This window comes from Psychrobium sp. MM17-31, assembly GCF_022347785.1.
Classification (GTDB): domain Bacteria; phylum Pseudomonadota; class Gammaproteobacteria; order Enterobacterales; family Psychrobiaceae; genus Psychrobium.
The window spans coordinates 239,773-261,311 of the sequence record NZ_JAKRGA010000004.1 but is presented as its reverse complement, the minus strand read 5'-3'; the positions used below and the strand labels follow the sequence as shown (position 1 = coordinate 261,311).

The following is a 21,539-nucleotide window of genomic DNA, read 5'->3' as shown; positions in this document are numbered from 1 at the left end:
GTTGATAGCATACTCCCTTAATCTGAATTAACAATTAAGCACTGAATTGGGTATAATCACCAACTCCGTTTCATAAGGTATTAATTCCATGGCGTACTTTCCCATTTCACAACATCCCAAGGCGTGGATCTTTCAGCAACAAAACCTGCCAATTAACGATGACGATCTCAATAAGATCAAACCAATGGAAGCGCAGCGTGCGACAACGTTCTGGAATACCTTTGTCAGTAAACAAGTCGACCATCCCGACTTTTTCAAGAAAGGTGATTGGCCTTTTAATCCCAATACTTGGCAAGAACAAGGCAAATGGGAGCCCCAGTGGGACAGTGATGAGGAAGATTTACCAGCGCTTATTTTAGAACACCTTGAATGGCCTAATAACACCGTGGTTTACTTTTGTAACGATCGCAAGCAAGTGATTGAAACAACGTGGGACGTCTTTAAACGCACATGGAAAAACTTTTTATTTATGGATGATGGCCCGCTACTCATTGGCAAAAAACGTGACCAAGTGGTGCAGTTTATGTCAAACGGCACCTATCGTATTGGCAATAAAAATAGCTAAATACTATCCGCTTCATGGATTTTTACAATAATGCGTTGAGTCGTTTCCTCTGAGAGTAAATCCAGCGCATTCATTGGCTTAGCAAAGAAATACCCCTGCATAGTTTCACAGCCAAGCTGTTTTAAAATCGCAACCTGCTCTAGTTCTTCAACACCTTCAACCACGCAATAGCTATCAATGTTATGTGCTAAGTTAGCGATAGTTTGAACGATAGCGCGACTGGTTTTATCCTCTATCATCTGACGGACAAAACACTGATCAATCTTGATCACATCAATAGGGAACTGATTGATGTAAGTCAGTGAAGAATACCCAGTACCGAAGTCATCAAGGAAGAGATGGAAGCCCGCCTCGCGCAGTTTTCGTAATTGATTCTTGGCGATATCCGTATCGTCGATCAAAACCCCTTCTGTTATCTCGAGACGAATTTTACTCGGACTCACGCCTTTGTCATGAACAATACTAAGGAGGGATTCAACAATCACAGGATGTACAATATGAATTGCCGATAAGTTAATCGACAAATAACGCTCTTCGTTAAGCCATTCGCCTAACTCATCAAGGGCACAGCTCAGTGCTTGTTCAGTTATCTTAATGATGTGTCCCAAGCTCTCAGCAATTGGAATAAACACCGCAGGTGAAATCATTTTTTCATTGTTAAACCAGCGTAGAAGCAATTCAGCCCCAACCACCTCTTGACGCTCAATATCGACAATTGGCTGATAAAAATTGGTCAGAGCATTGTCGTGCACCGCTTGCACAAAATCATTTTCGAGCAATACGCGATTGGTCATTTGCGCATTCATTTCATCGGTAAAGAAGCGATAGCCATTGCGGCCACGTTGCTTGGCATGCAGCATCGCAATATCGGCGTTCTGCATTAATTCTTCACAATCAGCGGCATCATTAGGATACAAAGCAATGCCTATCGATGAGCTAATATTAATGACCTTATTATCAATTAAGTAAGGTTGTACTAAAGAGGTTGTAAGTTTTTCAGCACAGCGACTCACTTCATCGACACAGCTAATATCCTCCAATAAGACGATAAACTCATCACCACTTTGACGACCGACACTATCTTTGTCGCCAACAATAGCGTTAAGACGATACGCCACTTCCACCAACAGCTGATCTCCCGCAGCATGACCGTAGATATCATTGACTTGCTTAAAGCGATCTAAATCGATAAATAACAATGCCAACTGATTATTACCGTTATGTAATATCGCTTGTTCAATACGATCTCGAATCAAACTGCGATTTGCTAAATGAGTTAGAGAATCAAAATTAGCGAGATATTTAAGTTTGTTTTCAACTTTTTTCTGCTCACTTAAATCAGATATAACAATCACATAATTATCGATCGTCTCATCGCCGATTGCTGATATTGAAATCAATACTGGGATGTCAAAACCTGCAGGCACCTTAACCACATCTTCGTGGATAAATTTTTGCTCTAACGATAACTGCTTGATATTAGATATATATTGCTCCAATTGCCGTCTACTAAACAAGCTGTTAATCGTATCAATACTGAGTTTTTCGCCGCGTGAAATAAAGCGTTTGTTAAATGCAGGGTTGGAAGTTACAGGCACCAGTTTATTATCTAGAATCAATAACCATTCGTTCATCTTCCTTAGTGCTTGACCATACAGCTGCGCCTGCAATTCGCTGGCTTTGGTCGCATTAACATTAGTGTAAGTTCCAGTAAACAATACAGGTTGATTACCAACGCTGCACGCCGATGCTTTGCCGAGATCGCGAAACCAAATCCACTGACCATCACTATTTCTCACGCGATAGGAAACATCCCAATGATCGATTTGGCCGTCGGTAAATAGTTGCCACATTTCCCTTAGTTTAGCGCCATCTTCGGGATGGATATAGGTGAAAAAATCTCCAATATTCATCACTTCCGGCACTTGATGCCCGAGCTCAATCATGCGTTGCTGAATAGACTCTCCGCTGCGCTTGTCAAAAGACCAGATACCACTATTACTGGCAGTTAGCGCTAACGTCGATTTTTGTTGCTCGTTGAGTAATTGATCATGGGCGCGCTGCAATATCGCTTGTTGCTTAACCCTGCGCAGATAAAAAATACCGAAACTCACAGCAAAGAAACAAATATAGGCCAAGACAGCAACAGGTGAGGTCAGTGGATTGTAATTAACCTTAAATTTATAAAATGTGGGATCACTTAAAGCCCCATTTTTTGACATTTTAGCTTGTATTTTCAAGGTATAGTGGCCGGGTTCAAGCTTGTTAAACTCCACCATATTTTTGCGATAATTATCGAACACCGCCGCATCTTTACCAATTAACTCGATGCGATACAGCAGCTTATGTTGTAGCGCAAAATCAAAGGTAGAAAAACTAAACGACAAGCCAAAATCATCGTGTCCAAGCTCTAGCATTTTTTCAGACAAAGCTAATGGCGTCAGTGTTTTCATTTGCGAAGAAATAGCTACTGCCACGAGTTTTACTTTTGGAGGAACATTCTTTACATCTTGCACATTTTTCGGGTCAAAATGCAGTAACCCCGCGGCAGTGTTAAATGCTAAATGTCCATTATCGAAGCGTCTAGCAACTTCATAAACTTCACTACTAATTAGCCCATCTGCAGCAGAGTAAAGTTGAATATCACCTTTCTTATCAATCAGGTACATACCTGATTGAGAGCTTACCCATAAATTGCCATCAGAGTCTAAGTTTAATGCATTTAATCTTACATCCTTGAGACCTTCAGACTTCCCTAGGGTGCGCTGTACTTTGTAATTTTTATCGAGCTCTACAACACCAATACCGTTAACAGCTAGCCAAATATGGCCTTTAGTATCTTTTTTCCAATCACTGACATACTTGTAATCATGAAAGTGAAAATCCTCAATTTTATATCGTGTTTGATAAGTATCTTCTATGAAATCATATTCTAGTAGGCCACCAGTAGTTGCCAGTAAAACAGTATCTTTTCCTGAAAAACTAGATAAAAAACTGGCAGATGCTTCGGGGGCAAAGTCTTTATTCAATCTTGTGAGTGGCTTAATACTATTTAACTTCAAGTCCAGCAGAAAGTGTCCCTTCGACGTTAAAAAGACAAACTGAGAGTCAGTCACTTGAAATAAAGAACTAGGATAGGATTCCACAAACTCACGATGGAGAGCCGGCTCTATAGAAGATGGCACCACTGTCCCTGATTCAGGATCGAATAAAGTTAACCCTTCACCATGCCACAACCAGTATTTACCATTACTCTGCGGAAAGATTCGATAAATAGTGTGTCTTCCCCATGTCGCTTTCTCATCGTTCGACGAAAAAAAGATCTCGACTTCACCAGTATTTGAATCAATTTTATTTAAACCATTCCCCGTGCCAACCCAATATACTCCGGCTTCAGCTTCCAAATAATCAAATACTGTAGAATCGGATATTTTTAATTTAGACAGACGACTGAAACTAGAAAATCGCCTAACCTGCGGATCGAAGCTGAAAAAGCCTTTGATTTGAGATGACAGCCAAATTAAACCAGATTTATCACGGAAAACATGCTTTACATTGTTATCGGTGATCAAAGGGTCAATATCAGAAAAAGTCGCAACAGGTGTTAGCTGGGTCGAGCTCATATCTAAACTGAATAGGCCTTTTTGAGTACCGACAAAAACTTCATTGTCTACAGCAACCATACTCCAAATATTGAGTTCTGGTATCAGCATACCTAGTGCTGACTCAGTTTCGACGTCATAACGATAAAGTCCTTGGACAGTCCCTATTAACAAATCGCCATTGGATGTTCGCAAAAAACTCTTAGTATTTGTATTATCTATTGTTTGCTTAGCGCCTTCGGGTAAATGCTGCAATTCTCGGGTCGTTGCAGTGGCAATATCATAACGTTTTAAACCTAAAGAAGTCGCGAGTAACAACGTATTTTCTTGATGGGTAATCGCTCTAATACCATGCTCATCATTTTCAAGCGTATACACAATACTGAGCTTTTGATTCGCCAAATCATATTTCAAAAGGCGTTGACCAATAGCTAGCCACAAAACATTTTGAAATTCATACGCAAAATCAACAGACATACTTTCTGAGCTGATTTCAGTGAGTTTGCCACTAAATATCTGTTCAACGGCTAAGGATTCAGGAGAAAGTAAATAGGCACCATTAAAATATGTACTGACAAAGATTTTGCCGTTGCCCAACTTTAATAGAAAAACAATACCATCACTAGCAAAGCGATTCTCCGGGCCGGGGACTTCTTCAAAGGTATAACCATCGAATCGATTGAGTCCATATTCTGTCGCAACCCACAAATAACCGAAGTCGTCTTGCACGATTTGGTTGACCATACTTTGTGACAAACCATCTTCAACAGAGTAGTTTTTTAGATAACGGCTGTATTCAGCAGCGAAACTCGTAAACACGCATGCCATCAAAACAATGGCAATTAATAGTCCCCAAAATGCTTTTATTTTCATAGGCAGCCACGCGACGATAACGCAAACAAGTCGTTATGCTTAAATTAATAATATGTTACAACTTTCATATTAGTTATATCTCATGTATCAATGAATTACCAAGTAAAGCCAGTATAAAATTTGTGATTTTTTGCCATTGGTCAAGAAACTATCTATTTATCTGAAAACTAAGTGTATCAAGGCTTTTAAAGAGAATAATTATCAACTTCAATCAATAATCAATCCATCAACCGCCGGCGAATGTGTATTCCAATAAAAACTTCAAACATAGCTGTAAAATTAATGTGAACAACATCAATAATTTAAATTTGAGGCCATTTTTCCAGCACTTTGTTACTATTTACGCTTAACAGCACTGACATTAGAATTAATACTCAACCCTAACGTAAGGAGTGTTTGATGAATTTTTCAATTAATCAGTCTTCATCACTTAGTTTTATCGAACAGGCGCAGAAAAAGCACGAAGAGGAAACGGAGAAACTCTCGTCAGGATTTAAGATCAACCGCGCAGCAGATGATGCCGCGGGTTTACAGATTTCTAATCGTCTTACTTCGCAAATTAATGGCTTAGATCAACAAGCCGTTAACTCTCGCGATCAAATCAATTTAAACAATGTTGCTTCAGCACAGTTGTCTTCGATTACCAGTAGCCTACAACGCGCCAATGAGCTAGCGGTTCAAGCTGGTAGCCCACTGTCAGACAGTTCTGCTATTCAAGGTGAACTCGATCAAATTACTGGCGAAATTAATGCTATTGCGGGTCAAGCCTTAGGGAACGACAGCTTTATTTCTGGTTTAGATGCCAACGATCCAGCGGCATCACTAGCGGCGGTTGAAACCGCACTAGCCAGTGTTGGCGAGCAAGCTTCTAGCCTAGGCGCTCAATCTAACGGTCTACAAAGCCAAATTAGCACTTACGAAATCACTAGCACTAACAGCAGCGCTGCACGTTCTCGAATTCGCGATACTGATTTTGCTCAAAGCACTAGCGAGCAGCAAAAGAATGATATTCTTTTACAAGCATCATTAAGCATTAAGAAAACCGAAGAAGAGCGTAAAGGGCTCCTCTTCAATCAAATGGTTTAACGGTTACACTGGTTTAGTACTTGCCTAGTGCCCTTCGGAACTCGTTGGGTAACCAAATAAAGCCTTATATCGAGCGCGCCACGAGTTGGCGCGTTTTGCTTGTTTAAGCATATGAATCCACTGATGAAAGCTAATTTTAATGGGATTGTTGCTGTTTAGCTGACCGACAATACCAAATTCACAAGGCTCATTTTCATCCTCTTCCACATAAGTGCCGAACATACGATCCCAAATCACTAACACTCCAGCGTAATTGCGATCGATGTAACGCGGGTTAATCGCATGATGCACACGGTGGTTCGATGGTGTATTGAAAATCTTCTCAATAACCCCTAGTTTGCCAATAATCTTGGTGTGAACAAAAAACTGAAATGCCAAGTTAAGTGCGACCACAGCAAACACCAATACCGGATCAAACCCAATCACTATCATCGGCGTCCAAAACAGCCACATACCAGCAATGGGATACATTAGTGATTGCCTAAAGGCGGTCGAAAAATTCATGTGGGTTGAACTGTGATGGGCAACATGCGCCGCCCACATCCAATGAATGTTGTGTGATGCGCGATGGAACCAATAATAGAGAAAATCTTGCAATAAAAACGCGACAAACAAAGTTAAGGCACTAATTTCGATGTCCCATAATCGATATTCGTGCAGCACGTAAAACCACGGCATTAAAATCGCCAGCGCAATTGCATCTGTGCCTTGATGTAGCAACGCTAACACCGTATTTGCCGCCGAATCTTTTAACTCATAATGACTGCGATACTTTATAAATTCATAAGCGATAAACAGCCAAAATATCGGGCTAATGGCCAATAAAATTAGAGTGACATCCATTATTTAGCCTCCCCGTCAAAATAATCTCGCAGTTTCATCAAACCCTGACTAATATCCTGATTTATGACTTTTTGAACAATAAAGCTCGGCTGCCACCACTGCGCCTTACAGGTAATGAAATAATTAAGCTGACAACCATCCCCAGTATCGATGAAATGAATACTGCCATAATGATTATTCACCGGCTTAGTACCAATAATGCGATAGTGGATGCAGTTTTTGGTAACAGCGACGATCTCTTCGCAAAACTTTTGCCCGCGCATGGTGATTTCGCGAATTAAGCCAGCACCGGAGTCACACTGCTGCGGCTGCTTAATAGCAAACTTGCCATCAAAAAAGCGTCCTAATTTATCGTGTTCAAGCAGCACTGTACGCACCTCTTCAGCACTTGCATTTATCGATTGCGATAGAGATATAGTGATCATTTCATCACCCAATAAAATTTAGAATGCTATTAAGATAGAAAAATTCCCCTTGGCAAACTTGCCGTGTTGTGACAAGATTTTTGTCTTTAGACGACAAATAATCATAATAACAAACTCAGTCCGATGAAAAACTCCACTTCGATTAGTTACTTTAACGGTGTCTTGACCTATCTAGAGCAACAAGGCATAGCTCGCGATACCGCGCTTGAGGCGATTAATTTCAGCGATTTTGAAAACTATGCCGACCCGCAGCGAGTATCTCTTAGCCATTATTCAGCGTTATTGGAATTTGGAAAAAAGGCCACCAACAATCCGCTATTCGGCTGCTATCTTGGCGCTGATATTCATAACGCCGATTACGGTGTGTTGGGCTTTCTGATCGAGTCCTGCGAAAACCTCGGTAGCGCCATCAATGATTTATTGAAGTTTGATCGAATCGTCGCCAATATCGGCAACTGCGTGTTTAGCCATAATCTTGAGCAAGCGAGTATTGCTTGGACCCCGCATAGCGAATGTAGTGAACAAGTGGTGCTGCGCAATATGGCAGCGTGGTTTACCACCACAACCCAGCTTATCGGCTATACGCTGGCGCCTAGCAGTGTCAGCTTTGTCTATCCATTTCCTCAAGAGCAGCTCCAAGAGCTCAGAAAGTTATTTAATTGTCCGGTCTATGGCAATGCTGAGACCAACAAGATCGAATTTCCTTTTGAATTTCTCAATCTCGAATTTCGCAATGACAACCCGCAAATTCACCAAGCCTTAATGGCCTTGTCACAAGAACAACTGAGTAAACTCAACGACAACGATCTCGCTAAAAATCGCGTCGCCGATCTACTCAGTACCAAGGTCGATTTAAATAACTGTACCCTGATCCGCTTTGCTGCCGCATTACATGTGTCACCTCGTACTCTGCAACGCCAACTCAAAGCCGAAAATCAACAATTTGGCGAACTGCTCGACAGCGAGCGCCAACGTCGCGTAATCGCCTTAATTGGCAAAATGCCGCTGGGAGAATTATCACAGCAACTTGGGTTTAACGAACAAAGCTCATTAAATCGTGCCTTTAAACGCTGGTTCAATTGCACGCCTAAAGCTTACTTACAAAAACAGTCGCAAACGCGGGGCAACGCATGAATACTTCCGCCACGCTGTTATTTTTCTTTAGCGCCTTAGGAGCGTTTAATGGCTTATTACTCAGCGGGTATTTGTTGCTAGCGAAAAGGCGCAACATCGCCAATATCTTCTTGTCGATGTTGCTATTGATGGTGAGCATCCGCATTAGCAAATCGGTGTTTTTCTTTTTCAATCCACAACTCGCCAACGAATTTCTTCACCTTGGTCTTAGCGCCTGTTTATTGATTGGCCCTTTCTTGTATTTCTACAGCGCCAGTGCGATGAATAAACTCGATAGCATGTGGCTATCGTGGAAAATACAATTAGTCAGCTTTATCGGGATTATTGGCTACACATTTTGGCAAGTGCCCTACGCCAAAGATTCCGAGACTTGGTCACTATTCTTCTATTTGATTAATCGCATTTGGCTGGTGTATATCCTACTGGCAGCTTATTGCGCCCGTGATGTATTGATAAAGCTCTGGCAAGAAAAACGGCTCAATGACGCTAACGACATTACCTTAATCAGTGTGCTAGTCGGTGTTAGTTTAATTTGGCTGGCGTATTTTACTTCCCATTACACCTCATACATTGCAGGCGCACTCTCGTTTTCGGTCGTGCTCTATTTGAACTTACTGTTTTTCGCTTTGCGCAAGCGGGTAGTCAAGGAGCCGGAAGCGGAAAAATATAGTGATAAAAAAATCGCGCCAGAACAGGCAAACCAAGATATAGCAGCGCTTAAACAGTTATTCACCCAGCAGCAGTTACATCGCGACGCTTCAATCACCCTCAATCGCGTCGCCAAACGCCTAGGTAAATCGGCGCCCTATTTGTCACAACTCATCAATGACAATATGCAGTTAACCTTTGTCAACTTCATCAATCAATATCGCATTGACGATGCCAAGCAACTGCTCAAAACACAGGATATGAAAATCGACGATATTGCGCTGCAATGTGGCTTTAACTCGACATCAACTTTCTATGCTGTATTTAAGAAACATACCCAGTTGACGCCAGCGGCCTTTCGCAAAAACAGCGCTAATAACGACGTTTAAAGGAAAATATAAACGGTAGGAACTATGCCACCAGCTAGCACTAACCAGCCACGACGTAGGCGCCACGGACTGTGTTTTCCTTTTACCATAAACAAAGCTGATAGCGATAAGAAAATGAGAAAGGCGGCGTAAAGATCAGAAAAAGCAATCCAACCGTTTTGCGCTTCATTGAGATGCAGACGGTTAAATTGCTTAAATACATGTCTCGGCCTAACGTGCTCAAATACTGCCTTTTTTGCGGTAAAGCTCAGGGTTAAGGTACCACCTTCTTCAAAAAACACCTTATAGATTTGCGGTGATTCCCAATAGGTGGCGCGAATGTCTTCACCAATATCAAATTTAGCTAACAGCGTCTGATTCAAGGCTTCATCTGACAAACTGTTGTCCAGCATCACCTGCTGCTCTTGGCGATCGACAATGTAATTGGGATTCCAATGGCGCAAATGATTTAACGCAATACCTGAAATCGCAAAGACTAGCGTCAGTCCAATACAGAAATAACCGATATCGCGATGTAACTCTCGATTTAACCGAAACCAGTTTATGCCCTGCTTTCTAGTCAAGGATTTTCACCCCAATTGGCGATACTTGGTAAATTGACATACCAGAGGTTACGGACGCCAAATCAAAGTTTTCACCAGCGCGCTTAGCCAAAGCAGCCTTGTAACGTTGAGTTTGCTCAAGGCTAAGTTTAATTTCTTTTAAATAGCCAGTTGCTAGCGCGTGACGGCCTTTAGCACTCATAGGAAAAACCATGTCACCGTCGCGTACTTTTATGCGTAGCTTTTCAAAACGCGCGTCAGAAGCAAGGTTCATCCAACAACCACGCTTTTGGCATACACCAACGATAGTGCCGGCCACGGTCACTTTTTTATCGAGGTAGTCTTGCGGAGACGCCAATAGCTTAGAGATTTTCATGGTTTCTTTAGCGTTAACAGGTTCGCCGAAAGTCAGTTCCTTGGCATTAACACTAACGGCTATGGCAAAGCTTAGTAATACAGAGGTAATTAAAGCGCGCATGGGGATTCTCCAAAAATTGTTTTTGTGGACGAGTTTTTACCACGGAACAGACGCGCTTGAAAGAGCCAAACAAATATAAATGGTAATTATTTGTGTTTAATCAAATCTACTATTGAGTTAATACCTGATAAGTTTGAATATCTTCTGGTGTCATCCAGAAAATATCGTCAGCTGGAGCCGCTTCTAGGGTGTACCAATAAAAAGACGTCGGGATACCCATTTCCTTGTAATAATCGAGATATTTAACGTGATCTTGATGCTCACGTGGGTAATCTAATGCCTCTTTCTCACCATCGCTCCAAGAATGGACGCCAAGCTTAGCACCCGTTTCAATGGTGCGAGTTACCCCAGCTAAAAACATATCTGTGCCACCAGAAGCCACCATACCATCGGCGGGAATATGGGTTGCTACGCCGTGCTTTCTAATCTCCCGCGATGCTAGTAAGTTGATTTCATCATCAATTGAGCCTGGCACATTAACCATCACAATGCGTTTTACTTTTGGGTGTTGCTTGAAAAGTGTTTTTACATCGTCCAAGGTATTGCCGTAAATAACCCCGTTCATATACACGGTGTCACTGTTGCTATTGCCGTCTTTAAACGTGAACTTAGCCCCTTGTTCATCCGCCGACCACAACATAAATTCCTGCATGCTGGTGCAACCAGAAACAACTGAGGTTACAGCGATAAAGGCACCAACCAACAATAAACGATAACGAGATTTCATATAAAACTTCCTAACTAGTCAACATGACGATAGTGTGTCAGTTTTCACGCCATCAAATTGTAAGAAAGTGATCAAACTTTGTAGGCGTTGTCATCTATTCGCCACACAACTGCCAAAAAAGTTAACTATTACTGTCACATAGTGTTTTTACTCTATATCGAAATTTTCTTTAACCTTCATATGGATAGCACAATGTTTAAAAAATCTCTGGCTGCAATAACAGTATCAACCATCCTACTTACTGGTTGTGGCGGTGACTCAAACAACGCCAAAACAGAAACCCCAACACCTCAACCAACAGCACCGGCAGCTGGCCAAGTTAAGAACGTGATTCTAATGATTGGCGATGGTATGGGCGCGCAACAAGTCGGTCTTTTAGAAGAGTATGCCCGCCGCGCTCCAAACTCTATCTATAACGATAAAGGCAACCAAACTGCGTTATCAACACTCGCTAAAGACGGTTTGATGGGCTTGTCGCTTAATGCACCTCATGGTGACAAAGGCAGTCTAGTTGTCGATTCGGCATGTTCAGCGACACAACTTGCAACTGGCCTTGCGTCTGGCTCAGAAATGATTGGTTTAGATATTGACGGTAACATTGTGGAAACCATCCTCGAAAAAGCCAAGGCGCAAGGTAAGGCAACAGGCCTAGTTTCTGACACTCGTATCACTCATGCAACACCTGCTGCTTTCGCTTCACATCAACCACATCGCTCACTGGAAGACCAAATAGCGGTTGAGTTAGTAGAATCAGGTAATGTCGATGTCATGTTATCTGGCGGCGCACGCGTATTCTTGCCAAGTGATATCAAAACCAATACAGACAGCCAACAAGTAATGGCTGATTTAGGTGCGCCAACAAGCGTTTACAAGAAATCAAAACGCAAAGACGATCGCAATGTCATTGTTGAAGCAAAAGACGCTCACGGATACCAAGTTGCATTCGACAACACACAACTACAAGCACTAGATGGCGATAAGATCTTAGGCCTATTTGCTAACTCCGGTATGGCTGACGGCATCGCTTACACCGCCTGTAAAAAAGATAACAGCTGTACTCAGCCATCACTACGTGAAATGACGCTAAAAGCTTTAGATGTGCTAAGCAAAGACGAAGATGGCTTCTTCCTAATGATCGAAGGCGGTCAAATTGACTGGGCTGGCCACCAAAACGACGCAGGCTGGATGCTGCACGAGCTAATCAAATTCGACGAAGCAGTTGCCGCAGTGCACGAGTGGGTTAAAGATCGCCAAGATACTTTAGTCGTTGTAACTGCCGATCACGAAACAGGCAGCTTCGGTTTTAGTTACTCGCGCAAAGACTTACCGCAAGCAGTAACACTGTCAGGCGACGGTATGCAAGGGCGCGACTATCAACCAAACTTTAACTTTGGTCCTTTAGCAACTCTCGACAAACTTTACGCTCAATCAGGTACCTTCTACGACATGATGGATGCTGTAAATGGCGATTGGGACTTTAGTTCTACCACAGGCCAAGAATGGGCTGATGCGATTAATGCTAAGAGTGAAATCAAGGTATCTGCACAACAAGCAGAGCCAATCACCGAGCGTGAAAACAACGAATACTTCGTCGATGGCCACAAGTATTTAGCCGCTGATCAATTCCCGAAAATCGTCGACTTTAAAGAGTTCTACGTTTACGGCGATGAGATCCACGGCAACCTAATTGGCCGCGCATTAGCTGCCGATCAAAATGTTGTCTGGGGTACAGGGACCCACACCGCCGCGCCAGTGCCTGTTTACGCATTCGGGCCACAAGATATCATCGCTAAATTCTCAACGATGCAACATCATGTTGATTTAGGTCAGAAGATGATAGATGCGTTGATAGCGAAATAACTGGCCAATTTAGTTATAGTGATACTTTGGTGTGCTTATAAACTCTTCTGTCTATTTCAAAGAGTCGAAAGCACACCAGTTACTTTCTTTGCGTCGCCAAAGAAAGTAACCAAAGAAAGGCGACCCGTGTTTTATCGCTGCCCTTAAATGATAAATTGCCTGCTCAATACCGTATTTGATCCGCATCCCTGCGGCAAATACTCAAAAACCATCCATGATTTTTGTATTGGACAATTTCTAATTTAAGGCAATAAAAGTCGGGATTGATCCGCGCGAAAAGCTTCCTAAAAAACTCTACAAACTTGTTGTACGTAAGCCAATTTCTACAATTTTTCTAAAAACTCTTCATGATCACTCATTTGCGCTACTGAGCGCTGAATAAGGGTATCTAGATTATCCATTAAATCCGTTAGCTGCTCGTCAGATAACGTACTGGCCATAGGGTGTGTATCATGCGGTGTAATGCCCTGCCCTAGAAGCACTTGTTGCCAAGCGACTTCGGTAAATAAATCATCTTGCTCGCGAAATACCTTGCCAGTTTGTTCGAATAAATCGATTTTACGGGCCAGAGACGGTGGGACTTCCATGCGTTGGCAATGTTGCCAAAAGGCACTGTCGTCGCGCTGATTAGCTTTGTAGTGCAAGATAATAAAATCGCGGATGTTTTCAAATTCCATTTTCGATTGGCGGTTGTATTCATCAACTTCACACGATTTTATACCGTGGTGTGGGAAGCATTTTAATAAGCGAATTACTCCCATTTGAATAAGGTGAATACTGGTAGATTCCAACGGCTCTAAAAAGCCACTAGATAAGCCAATAGCAACAACATTGTTGTTCCACTGCTTTAGACGACGACCGGTTTTAAATTTAATAAAATTAGGATCAGCCAGTGCCTTGCCAGGAAGCGATTCGCGCAGCGTATTTTCTGCTTGCTCATCACTCATATGAGCGCTGGAATAAACCATGCCATTGCCCATGCGGTGTTGCAGCGGAATATGCCAGCACCAACCAGCGTCTTTTGCCACACTGCGGGTGTAAGGCGCTATTGGTGTTGGTGACTCACAAGGAATAGCCACAGCGCGATCACAAGGTAACCAATGGCCCCAATCTTCGTAACCCGTTTTTAGTGTTTGTTCAATCAACAAGCCACGCAAACCGCTACAGTCGATAAACAAATCACCACTAATTCGCTCGCCGTTTTCTAACGTCAATTCGGTAATATTGCCAGTCACTTGCTCTTGAGTAACATCAACTACCTTACCCTCAATGCGCTTAACACCACGTCCTTGGCTGTATTCAGACAACAACTTGGCATAAAGCGATGCATCAAAGTGATAGGCGTAAACAATACCCGGTAAGTTGGTGCCTGTGATGTTGGGCAACTTGGCAAACTTATTTTGTTTTGCCGCTTGATAATTCAAGGAAAAATCGCCAAAAAATCGATTTTCACCTAATGCTTTAGCACGCAAATAAGCATGGTGAAAATCACAAAAAGGTAGATTCTTACCCACGCCACCAAATGCGTGCATGTATTTAGAGCCTTGAGTACTCCAATTTTCAAACTCAATACCCAGCTTCATCGTGCCTTGCGTGGCTTTAAGGAACGTCTTCTCATCGATACCCAATGCGTTGTTGAGGTGAGTAATCGGCGGAATCGTCGCCTCGCCCACACCAATAGTACCAATCGCAGCCGATTCTATTAGCGTGATGTTATGAGTTTTCCCAAGCACCTTAACTAACAACGCCGCACTAATCCAACCGGCGGTACCACCACCAACTATGGTGATGTTTTTTATTTTATCCATTGCAAACTCCGTCAAAACACGCTCTGTATAATAAACTCTCTCGGTTTTGTTATCACTCATATTCGAGAGACTAGAGCGCTTTGAGAACGCCGCTCCTTGCCATTGCCTACATGGATGTAGGTACTTAGAAAATGTCTGGAACAATTTTCTGCCATGGCACCGCGGCATTGCGTTCACGGATGTACGTACTTAGACTTTGCAAGGAGCATAAAGTCTGACCGTTCATCCTGAACATAAAAAGCCCCTGCAACTCTCATTGCAAGGGCTTATCGTTTTATAGCTTAACTACCACAGATTACATCTTGTAGCTGAAGCCTAACAAGAACGAGCGACCGTATTGTTGGTAATCGCGAACTTGTAGTGCGTTGTCACCGCTTAACGACGTGAATGGTTCGTCTGTTAAGTTTTGACCTTGTAAGAAGATTGATAGGCCTTCTAGGTTTTCGAAACCAGCGTCACCGAAGTTGTAGCCGATTTGCGCATCAACGATAGTTTCGCCCAAGATATCAACTTGTTGCGTATCAAAACCAATGCCGTAAACATCGCCTTTAAAGTCACTACGCTTACGCATACTTACACGAGATTCGAAACCTGATTTCTCGTAGTAAAGCGTGAATGATTGAATACGCTCAGATAAACCTGGTAGCTCGTAGTCGTTGTCGTTCTGATCTTTAATGTCAGAAGATACGCTAGTGTGGCTGGCGATTAAACCTAAGCCGTCTAGGCTGTCGCTAATCATGTTGAATGGGAAAGTAATAGACGCTTCCCAACCTTTTAGCGTACCGCCGCCACCATTTACCTTACCAGAAGCCGTTGCTGTATTGCGGTCTGCTGGCGGAATATTGCCTGTTGCAGGATCTGCAACGCCAGTCATGTCTTGCTCATAGCTACCGTCGAAAATCCAATTACTTAGATCTTTGTAGAAGTAAGCTAGCGAGAAGTAACCCTCTTGGCTGAAGTAATTTTCGTATGTGAAGTCGTAACCAATAGCTTCTTTTGGCTCAAGCGCTGTATTACCACCGCTAACGCTCCAGTAGTTACCATTGTCATCAGGTCGTTCTTGGCTGTATGTCGCACTTTGCGATGCATTCATGTCATCCATACGTGCACGAGATAACGTTTTCGCAGCACCGAAACGCAATGCTTGGTCATCGTCTAACTTAAGCGATAAGTTCAAGCTTGGTAAAACGTTGCTGTAGCTGTGCTCACGGTAGTTTGCAGGAGTAACAACTTTACCGTCGCGAACACCAAAAGCAGAACCGTCTGAAGACTGTTTAGTGTGAACATAACGTACACCAACATTACCTGTTAACGGCATATCACCGATTTCAGCGTTAATATCAGCTTTTACGAATGCCGCTGTGATTTTCTCTTCAACATTCCACGATTTAGTGGCGTGCGCTGGATCGCTGATGCTTTGTGCTGTTAACGAGTAGTAACCATCGTCGATTAGCGCCTGTGTGTCATAAGCAATCATGTTGCCCATGCCGATGAAATCTAATGAAACACTACCTTCGCGGTATTCTTCAGGAACAACTAAAGTGCCAGGGAACGCATTTAGCGTCATGTAGTAACCTTCAGACTTCTTGTTCTTTTCACGTGCGCGGTGTGAAACACCGTAGGTGATATCTGAAATTACTTCTGAATCAATTTGTTGTGTTGCAGCTAGTTTCAATGACATTAATTCATCATCGATTTCTGGTGCGTTGATGAAACCATCTTGTGCAGCATTTTCATATGGCGTACCAGCCGTATTAAACTTATCGTTTAACGCGCCATTCCAACCCCATGTTAATGGACCGCCCAATTGGATTAAATCAAAATCGCTGTAATCTAAGCCATGGGTGAATTTAGCGCCAGTATTACCACCGTCGAACGTGTAACCGATATCGTCTGCAACACCTTCATCGTTACCACGGCCTGTACCTGCGTAACTCTCGATACTCCAGATTTTACGTTTTACTTTAGAGTAGCTAATATCAGCATCAAGTGCCCAAGTCTCGTTGATTGTCCAGTTTGTGTTAAAACCTAGTGACGTTAAGTCAGCTTTACGCTCTTCAACATCATTACGAACAACAACGCGTTGACCTTTAGTAATAGCGCTCGTTACGAAACCTGTTGCTTCATCAACAGTTGCCGTTGCCGCGTCGATAGAGCCTTGACCCCATGCGAAAGGAACTTCGATACCACGTAAGATTTTTGTGTCTTTAAAATCAACGTATAACGCGTCAAATGTCATGTGAACATCATCGTTTGGCGATGCTTCAATCACTAACATAGTTGAATCGCGATCTAGCGTTGATGAACGTACGAATGGCTTAGCACCACCAAGAATCGAGAACTTGTTACCGCCAACTTCAAACTCTGGGTAACCCCAAGCGTTCCAGCGATTTTCTTGGTTTGGTGAGCTCATTGTTGAGTGAGCAAATGCAACACCAACAGTGTCATCAGCAAATTTATCTACGTATGAGAAAGTGCCACGGAAACCAGTGCGGTCGCCATCTGGGTTAAGCTTTTCTAAACCAGTTTGCTCAATTTGACCGTTGAACTGAATTACACGCTCGTCAACAGATAGTGGTTTGATTGTCTGTAAATCAATAACACCAGCAATACCTTCACCTTCTAATGATGAATCAGGTGTTTTATAAACCGTTACACCACTCATGATTTCCGATGGGTATAAGTCAAACTCAACGCCGCGGTTATCACTGATAGATACTTGCTCACGACCGTTAAAAGTCGTGCTTGATTCATTTTCACCGAAACCACGGATAGTTACGCGACTAGCACGGCCATCTAAACGTTGTGCTGCTAAGCCAGGTAGGCGAGCGATTGATTCGGCAATAGAAGAGTCTGGAAGTTTACCGATGTCTTCAGCTGACAGCGCTTCAACAACGCTAGATGAATAACGCTTAGTGTTTAACGATTGAATAACACTGCGGCGGAAACCTGTTACTTCAATGGTTTCAACAGCTTTTTTAGTTGCTTCGGCAGCTTTTTCTTTATCGGTTTTCTTATCGGCATCGGCCGCGTGAACCGTACCAGCTAAACCGGCTGAAATTAACGCCAGCGTCAGCAAACTAGGCTTAAACTTCGACATACTTAGACTCCACTTTTTTGATTTTTATTCTACTTATATAAGGCAAGCGTTAATGTGATTTGGCTTACCGAAATAAAAGGTCGTGCTTACTTTTATAGTTTGAGGCGATACTACTCCCCTCTCTGTTTAACAAACAACCTTATGCATACGTATTCAAAGCCATTTTGCTACATTTCGTTAACATAAAACGCCACATTTCGGCGTTAAAAAAGCCACAACAACACAAATAAATTATTGTTTTTAAAGAATAAAAAAATCAATGTAAAAAAGTGTGATTCCATCGATGTTATGCATACGTATGCAGTAGTATTGAACAAATTAGCGAACCTAACGTATTCTGCCTGCAACTTAAATTGGCCTAGTTTCACAATGAATTTAGCCAATAAATAGCATGTGTTCACAGAAACACAGCAGCAATGATTGAGGTTGATATGCAGCATACTCCTTGGTGGCAAGGCGCCGTGATTTATCAGGTGTACCCACGCAGTTTTATGGATTCGAATAACGATGGTATCGGTGATCTACAAGGGATAATCGATCGCTTTGATCACATCGAATCACTAGGAGTAGACGCCGTATGGGTATCGCCATTCTTCAAATCGCCAATGAAAGATTTTGGTTATGACATCAGTGATTATCGCGATGTAGACCCGTTATTTGGTGAACTTAAAGATTTTGACGCCCTTATCGCTCGTGCTAATCAATCAAACATCAAAATCATTATTGACCAAGTGCTGAGCCATACTTCAGATCAGCACCCTTGGTTCGAGGAATCACGCCAAGACAAAACCAATCCAAAAGCCGATTGGTATGTCTGGGCCGACCCGAAACCCGATGGCACAGCGCCAAACAATTGGATGTCGATCTTTGGCGGCACAGCTTGGCAATGGGAGCCCCGTCGTGGCCAATATTACCTACATAATTTTTTAAGTAGCCAACCGGATCTCAACTTCCATAACCCCGATGTTCAAAAAGCAGTTTTAGACAATGTTGAGTTTTGGCTTAAACGCGGTGTTGGCGGTTTTAGATTAGATGCAATTAACTTTTGTTTCCACGATAAACAGCTACGCGATAATCCAGCTAAACCCAAGGAATTACGCGCAGGTCGCGGCTTTAGCGAAGATAATCCGTACGCTTATCAGTATCACTATTACAACAATACTCAGCCAGAGAACCTCGAGTTTATGGAGCAGCTGCGTCAGTTGTTTGATAAGTACGATGAGGTGGTCAGCCTTGGCGAAATCTCTTCTGAAGACTCACTCAAAGACATGGCGTTGTATACCCACAACAATCAGCGTTTGAATATGGCCTATAGCTTTGAGCTATTAACCGATGATTTTTCAGCGCAGCACATCAAAGATACTGTCTCGTCATTAGAAGAACAAATGACAGGTGGTTGGCCGTGTTGGGCGGTGAGTAATCACGATGCAGACCGCGTTGTTACCCGCTGGGGCAAAGGCAAAGAAAACACTCAATTAGCACGCATGCTCGCAGCAATGCTTGGCTCACTCAAAGGCAGCATCTGTACCTATCAAGGTGAAGAGCTCGGTTTAGGGCAAGCAGAACTAAGCTTTGAAGAGCTGCAAGATCCATTTGGCATTACTTTCTGGCCACAATTTAAAGGGCGCGATGGTTGTCGTACTCCAATGCCGTGGCAACAAGATGCAGTTCATGGTGGCTTCTCACAGGTGAAGCCTTGGCTACCGGTATCTGCTGCGCAATTGCCACTAAGTGTCGATGCCCAAGAGCAGGATCCACGATCGCCGCTCAATAGCTACCGCACCTTTATGAAATGGCGTAAAGCCCACAGCGCGCTAGTAACTGGTGACATTGAATTTATTAGCACCGACGATAATGTCTTGCTGTTTATTCGCCATTGTCCACAAGCAGAAAAACAAAAAATCCTCTGCGGTTTTAATTTCAATGAACAAGCCACCGAGATCAAGCTGACGCAAAATATCGTCGAATTTATCGATGCGTCGCCGTTCGTAATGGACACTAGTTCGCTACCATTAGATACAAACTCTCTTCATATCGATGGATTTAGCGGATTTTACGCCCACGTTGAATAACACAATTTAATTAAAGCCAACCACTGCGTTGGCTTTTTTACAAAAATACAATAATAAGTAAAAGGTGACTTATGAGCATTGCAACATCATCACCTAATGCAACCAGCAGCCAGCCAAATAACGGCTACGGTTTCGCATTAGTGAGTCTAACTTCCCTGTTTTTTATGTGGGGCTTTATTACCTGTCTTAACGACATTTTGATCCCGCATCTGCAAAGTGTGTTCTCATTAACCCACTTCCAAGCCATGCTGATTCAATTCTGTTTCTTTGGCGCTTATTTTATTGTTTCAATTCCAGCGGGTATCCTTGTTAAACGCATCGGCTATAAAGGCGGTATTGTCACAGGCTTAATCATCGCCGCCATCGGTTGTCTGTTGTTTTACCCGGCTGCATCGATGCAAGAATATGCTGTTTTTCTAGGTGCACTCTTTGTACTAGCTTCTGGTATCACCATCTTACAAGTTGCCGCCAATCCTTATGTAACGGCGTTAGGTCCTGAAAAAACAGCGGCCAGTCGTCTTAATTTAACGCAAGCACTAAACTCATTCGGCACCACCATCGCGCCGTGGTTTGGTTCATTACTCATACTATCTGCAGTTGCCCACGATGTTAGCAGCATGACTGATGCGCAGCGCCTAGCGCAGGCTGAATCGGTACAAATGCCATATATTCTATTGGCATCTATGCTTCTTATTTTGGCGGCTATTTTCAGTCAATTAAAACTACCTGTAATCGATGCCATCGAAGATACAAGTGGTGAAGTAACAGACGACAGCGCATGGAATCACCGCCACCTTGTATTAGGTGCTGTTGGCATCTTTATGTATGTTGGCGCAGAAGTAGCAATAGGTAGCTTCTTGGTTAACTTCTTCGGTTTAGAAAATATCGCAGGTCTTAATCACGCCGATGCCGCCAAATACCTCACCTATTTCTGGGGCGGTGCTATGGTGGGCCGTTTCATCGGCGCAGCTGTGATGCAAAAGCTAGCTGCAGGTAAAGTGCTAGCTTTTAACGCTGGTGCAGCGGTATTACTACTCGTTATAACCATTATCGCCGAAGGTCAACTGGCGATGTACGCCGTGTTACTGATTGGCTTGTGTAACTCAATTATGTTCCCAACTATCTTCTCACTGGGTGTCGCGGGATTAGGCAAGGTAACGAGTCAGGGCTCGGGCATTTTGTGTTTGGCAATTGTCGGCGGCGCATTAATCCCACCATTGCAAGGTCTAATGGCTGACGCCGTAGGCATTCAACTATCATTCGCCCTACCATTAATTTGTTATATCTATATCGCTTATTATGGATTGATTGGCTCTAAGGTTGTGCCTGCGAAAAAATAACCCCTCAAGCGCCGCTTCCTCTCTCTAGCGGCGCTTTTCCGACCAAT

15 protein-coding genes are annotated in these 21,539 nt (G+C 43.0%); 7 read left to right on the top strand and 8 right to left on the bottom strand.

The window, feature by feature from the left end; genetic code table 11:
* The first annotated feature begins 88 nt into the window (after positions 1–88).
* Entirely contained in the window at positions 89–565 is a 477-nt protein-coding gene (locus MHM98_RS13880) for a DUF2947 domain-containing protein (protein ID WP_239439947.1), read from the top strand.
* On the opposite strand, the gene MHM98_RS13875 is transcribed toward MHM98_RS13880, so the two are convergent.
* Positions 562–5,040: an EAL domain-containing protein gene (locus MHM98_RS13875; protein WP_239439946.1), complete on the bottom strand. Its 4,479-nt coding sequence runs from the start codon at positions 5,038–5,040 to the stop codon at positions 562–564. The genes MHM98_RS13880 and MHM98_RS13875 overlap by 4 nt on opposite strands.
* Positions 5,041–5,439: 399 nt before the next feature.
* Between MHM98_RS13875 and MHM98_RS13870 the strand changes: the two genes are divergently transcribed.
* Entirely contained in the window at positions 5,440–6,126 is a 687-nt protein-coding gene (locus MHM98_RS13870) for a flagellin (RefSeq protein ID WP_239439945.1), read from the top strand.
* 24 nt (positions 6,127–6,150) lie between these two features.
* Here MHM98_RS13870 and MHM98_RS13865 read toward each other — a convergent pair whose 3' ends face one another.
* Complete coding sequence (locus tag MHM98_RS13865; RefSeq protein WP_239439944.1) at positions 6,151–6,969, bottom strand: sterol desaturase family protein; 819 nt, start codon at positions 6,967–6,969, stop codon at positions 6,151–6,153.
* Positions 6,969–7,394, bottom strand: a complete 426-nt coding sequence (locus tag MHM98_RS13860) for an SRPBCC family protein (RefSeq protein WP_239439943.1) — start codon at positions 7,392–7,394, stop codon at positions 6,969–6,971. The genes MHM98_RS13865 and MHM98_RS13860 overlap by 1 nt, the downstream gene beginning before the upstream one ends.
* Before the next feature lie 123 nt (positions 7,395–7,517).
* On the opposite strand from MHM98_RS13860, the gene MHM98_RS13855 reads away from it, so the two are divergent.
* The gene (locus MHM98_RS13855) at positions 7,518–8,528 is read left to right on the top strand and encodes an AraC family transcriptional regulator (RefSeq protein ID WP_239439942.1); all 1,011 of its coding nucleotides are present in this window, start codon (positions 7,518–7,520) and stop codon (positions 8,526–8,528) included.
* Complete coding sequence (locus tag MHM98_RS13850; protein WP_239439941.1) at positions 8,525–9,565, top strand: AraC family transcriptional regulator; 1,041 nt, start codon at positions 8,525–8,527, stop codon at positions 9,563–9,565. The genes MHM98_RS13855 and MHM98_RS13850 overlap by 4 nt, the downstream gene beginning before the upstream one ends.
* Here the strand turns inward: MHM98_RS13850 and MHM98_RS13845 are convergent.
* The 3 genes from MHM98_RS13845 to MHM98_RS13835 all read right to left on the bottom strand — a co-directional run bounded on the left by MHM98_RS13845 (position 9,562) and on the right by MHM98_RS13835 (position 11,312).
* Positions 9,562–10,128: a PepSY-associated TM helix domain-containing protein gene (locus MHM98_RS13845; RefSeq protein WP_239439940.1), complete on the bottom strand. Its 567-nt coding sequence runs from the start codon at positions 10,126–10,128 to the stop codon at positions 9,562–9,564. The genes MHM98_RS13850 and MHM98_RS13845 overlap by 4 nt on opposite strands.
* On the bottom strand, positions 10,121–10,585 hold the full coding sequence (locus tag MHM98_RS13840) for a DUF4920 domain-containing protein (protein WP_239439939.1): 465 nt from the start codon (positions 10,583–10,585) through the stop codon (positions 10,121–10,123). The genes MHM98_RS13845 and MHM98_RS13840 overlap by 8 nt, the downstream gene beginning before the upstream one ends.
* A gap of 109 nt (positions 10,586–10,694) precedes the next feature.
* Positions 10,695–11,312: a hypothetical protein gene (locus MHM98_RS13835; RefSeq protein ID WP_239439938.1), complete on the bottom strand. Its 618-nt coding sequence runs from the start codon at positions 11,310–11,312 to the stop codon at positions 10,695–10,697.
* 192 nt (positions 11,313–11,504) lie between these two features.
* Here MHM98_RS13835 and MHM98_RS13830 point away from each other — a divergent pair, with 192 nt between their 5' ends.
* Entirely contained in the window at positions 11,505–13,172 is a 1,668-nt protein-coding gene (locus tag MHM98_RS13830) for an alkaline phosphatase (RefSeq protein WP_239439937.1), read from the top strand.
* Between the two features lie 323 nt (positions 13,173–13,495).
* On the opposite strand, the gene MHM98_RS13825 is transcribed toward MHM98_RS13830, so the two are convergent.
* Positions 13,496–14,980 carry a tryptophan halogenase family protein gene (locus MHM98_RS13825; protein WP_239439936.1) on the bottom strand — a complete coding sequence of 495 codons (1,485 nt, stop codon included), beginning with the start codon at positions 14,978–14,980 and terminating at the stop codon, positions 13,496–13,498.
* A 295-nt stretch (positions 14,981–15,275) separates the two neighbouring features.
* A complete protein-coding gene (locus MHM98_RS13820; protein ID WP_239439935.1) occupies positions 15,276–18,080 on the bottom strand; it encodes a TonB-dependent receptor in 2,805 nt (934 codons plus the stop codon).
* A gap of 431 nt (positions 18,081–18,511) precedes the next feature.
* Here MHM98_RS13820 and MHM98_RS13815 point away from each other — a divergent pair, with 431 nt between their 5' ends.
* A complete protein-coding gene (locus tag MHM98_RS13815) occupies positions 18,512–20,152 on the top strand; it encodes an alpha-glucosidase (protein ID WP_239439934.1) in 1,641 nt (546 codons plus the stop codon).
* Positions 20,153–20,223: 71 nt separating this feature from the next.
* On the top strand, positions 20,224–21,492 hold the full coding sequence (gene fucP / locus MHM98_RS13810) for an L-fucose:H+ symporter permease (protein WP_239439933.1): 1,269 nt from the start codon (positions 20,224–20,226) through the stop codon (positions 21,490–21,492).
* Positions 21,493–21,539: the final 47 nt, after the last annotated feature.

Bases quoted from the DNA above. Each gene is read 5' to 3' on its own strand.
- MHM98_RS13850 (WP_239439941.1), top strand. From the start codon at position 8,525: ATGAATACTTCCGCCACGCTGTTATTTTTCTTTAGCGCCTTAGGAGCG.
- MHM98_RS13870 (WP_239439945.1), top strand. From the start codon at position 5,440: ATGAATTTTTCAATTAATCAGTCTTCATCACTTAGTTTTATCGAACAG.
- MHM98_RS13860 (WP_239439943.1), bottom strand. From the start codon at position 7,394: ATGATCACTATATCTCTATCGCAATCGATAAATGCAAGTGCTGAAGAG.
- MHM98_RS13820 (WP_239439935.1), bottom strand. From the start codon at position 18,080: ATGTCGAAGTTTAAGCCTAGTTTGCTGACGCTGGCGTTAATTTCAGCC.
- MHM98_RS13840 (WP_239439939.1), bottom strand. From the start codon at position 10,585: ATGCGCGCTTTAATTACCTCTGTATTACTAAGCTTTGCCATAGCCGTT.
- fucP (WP_239439933.1), top strand. From the start codon at position 20,224: ATGAGCATTGCAACATCATCACCTAATGCAACCAGCAGCCAGCCAAAT.
- MHM98_RS13835 (WP_239439938.1), bottom strand. From the start codon at position 11,312: ATGAAATCTCGTTATCGTTTATTGTTGGTTGGTGCCTTTATCGCTGTA.
- MHM98_RS13880 (WP_239439947.1), top strand. From the start codon at position 89: ATGGCGTACTTTCCCATTTCACAACATCCCAAGGCGTGGATCTTTCAG.
- MHM98_RS13830 (WP_239439937.1), top strand. From the start codon at position 11,505: ATGTTTAAAAAATCTCTGGCTGCAATAACAGTATCAACCATCCTACTT.
- MHM98_RS13825 (WP_239439936.1), bottom strand. From the start codon at position 14,980: ATGGATAAAATAAAAAACATCACCATAGTTGGTGGTGGTACCGCCGGT.
- MHM98_RS13865 (WP_239439944.1), bottom strand. From the start codon at position 6,969: ATGGATGTCACTCTAATTTTATTGGCCATTAGCCCGATATTTTGGCTG.
- MHM98_RS13855 (WP_239439942.1), top strand. From the start codon at position 7,518: ATGAAAAACTCCACTTCGATTAGTTACTTTAACGGTGTCTTGACCTAT.
- MHM98_RS13815 (WP_239439934.1), top strand. From the start codon at position 18,512: ATGCAGCATACTCCTTGGTGGCAAGGCGCCGTGATTTATCAGGTGTAC.
- MHM98_RS13875 (WP_239439946.1), bottom strand. From the start codon at position 5,040: ATGAAAATAAAAGCATTTTGGGGACTATTAATTGCCATTGTTTTGATG.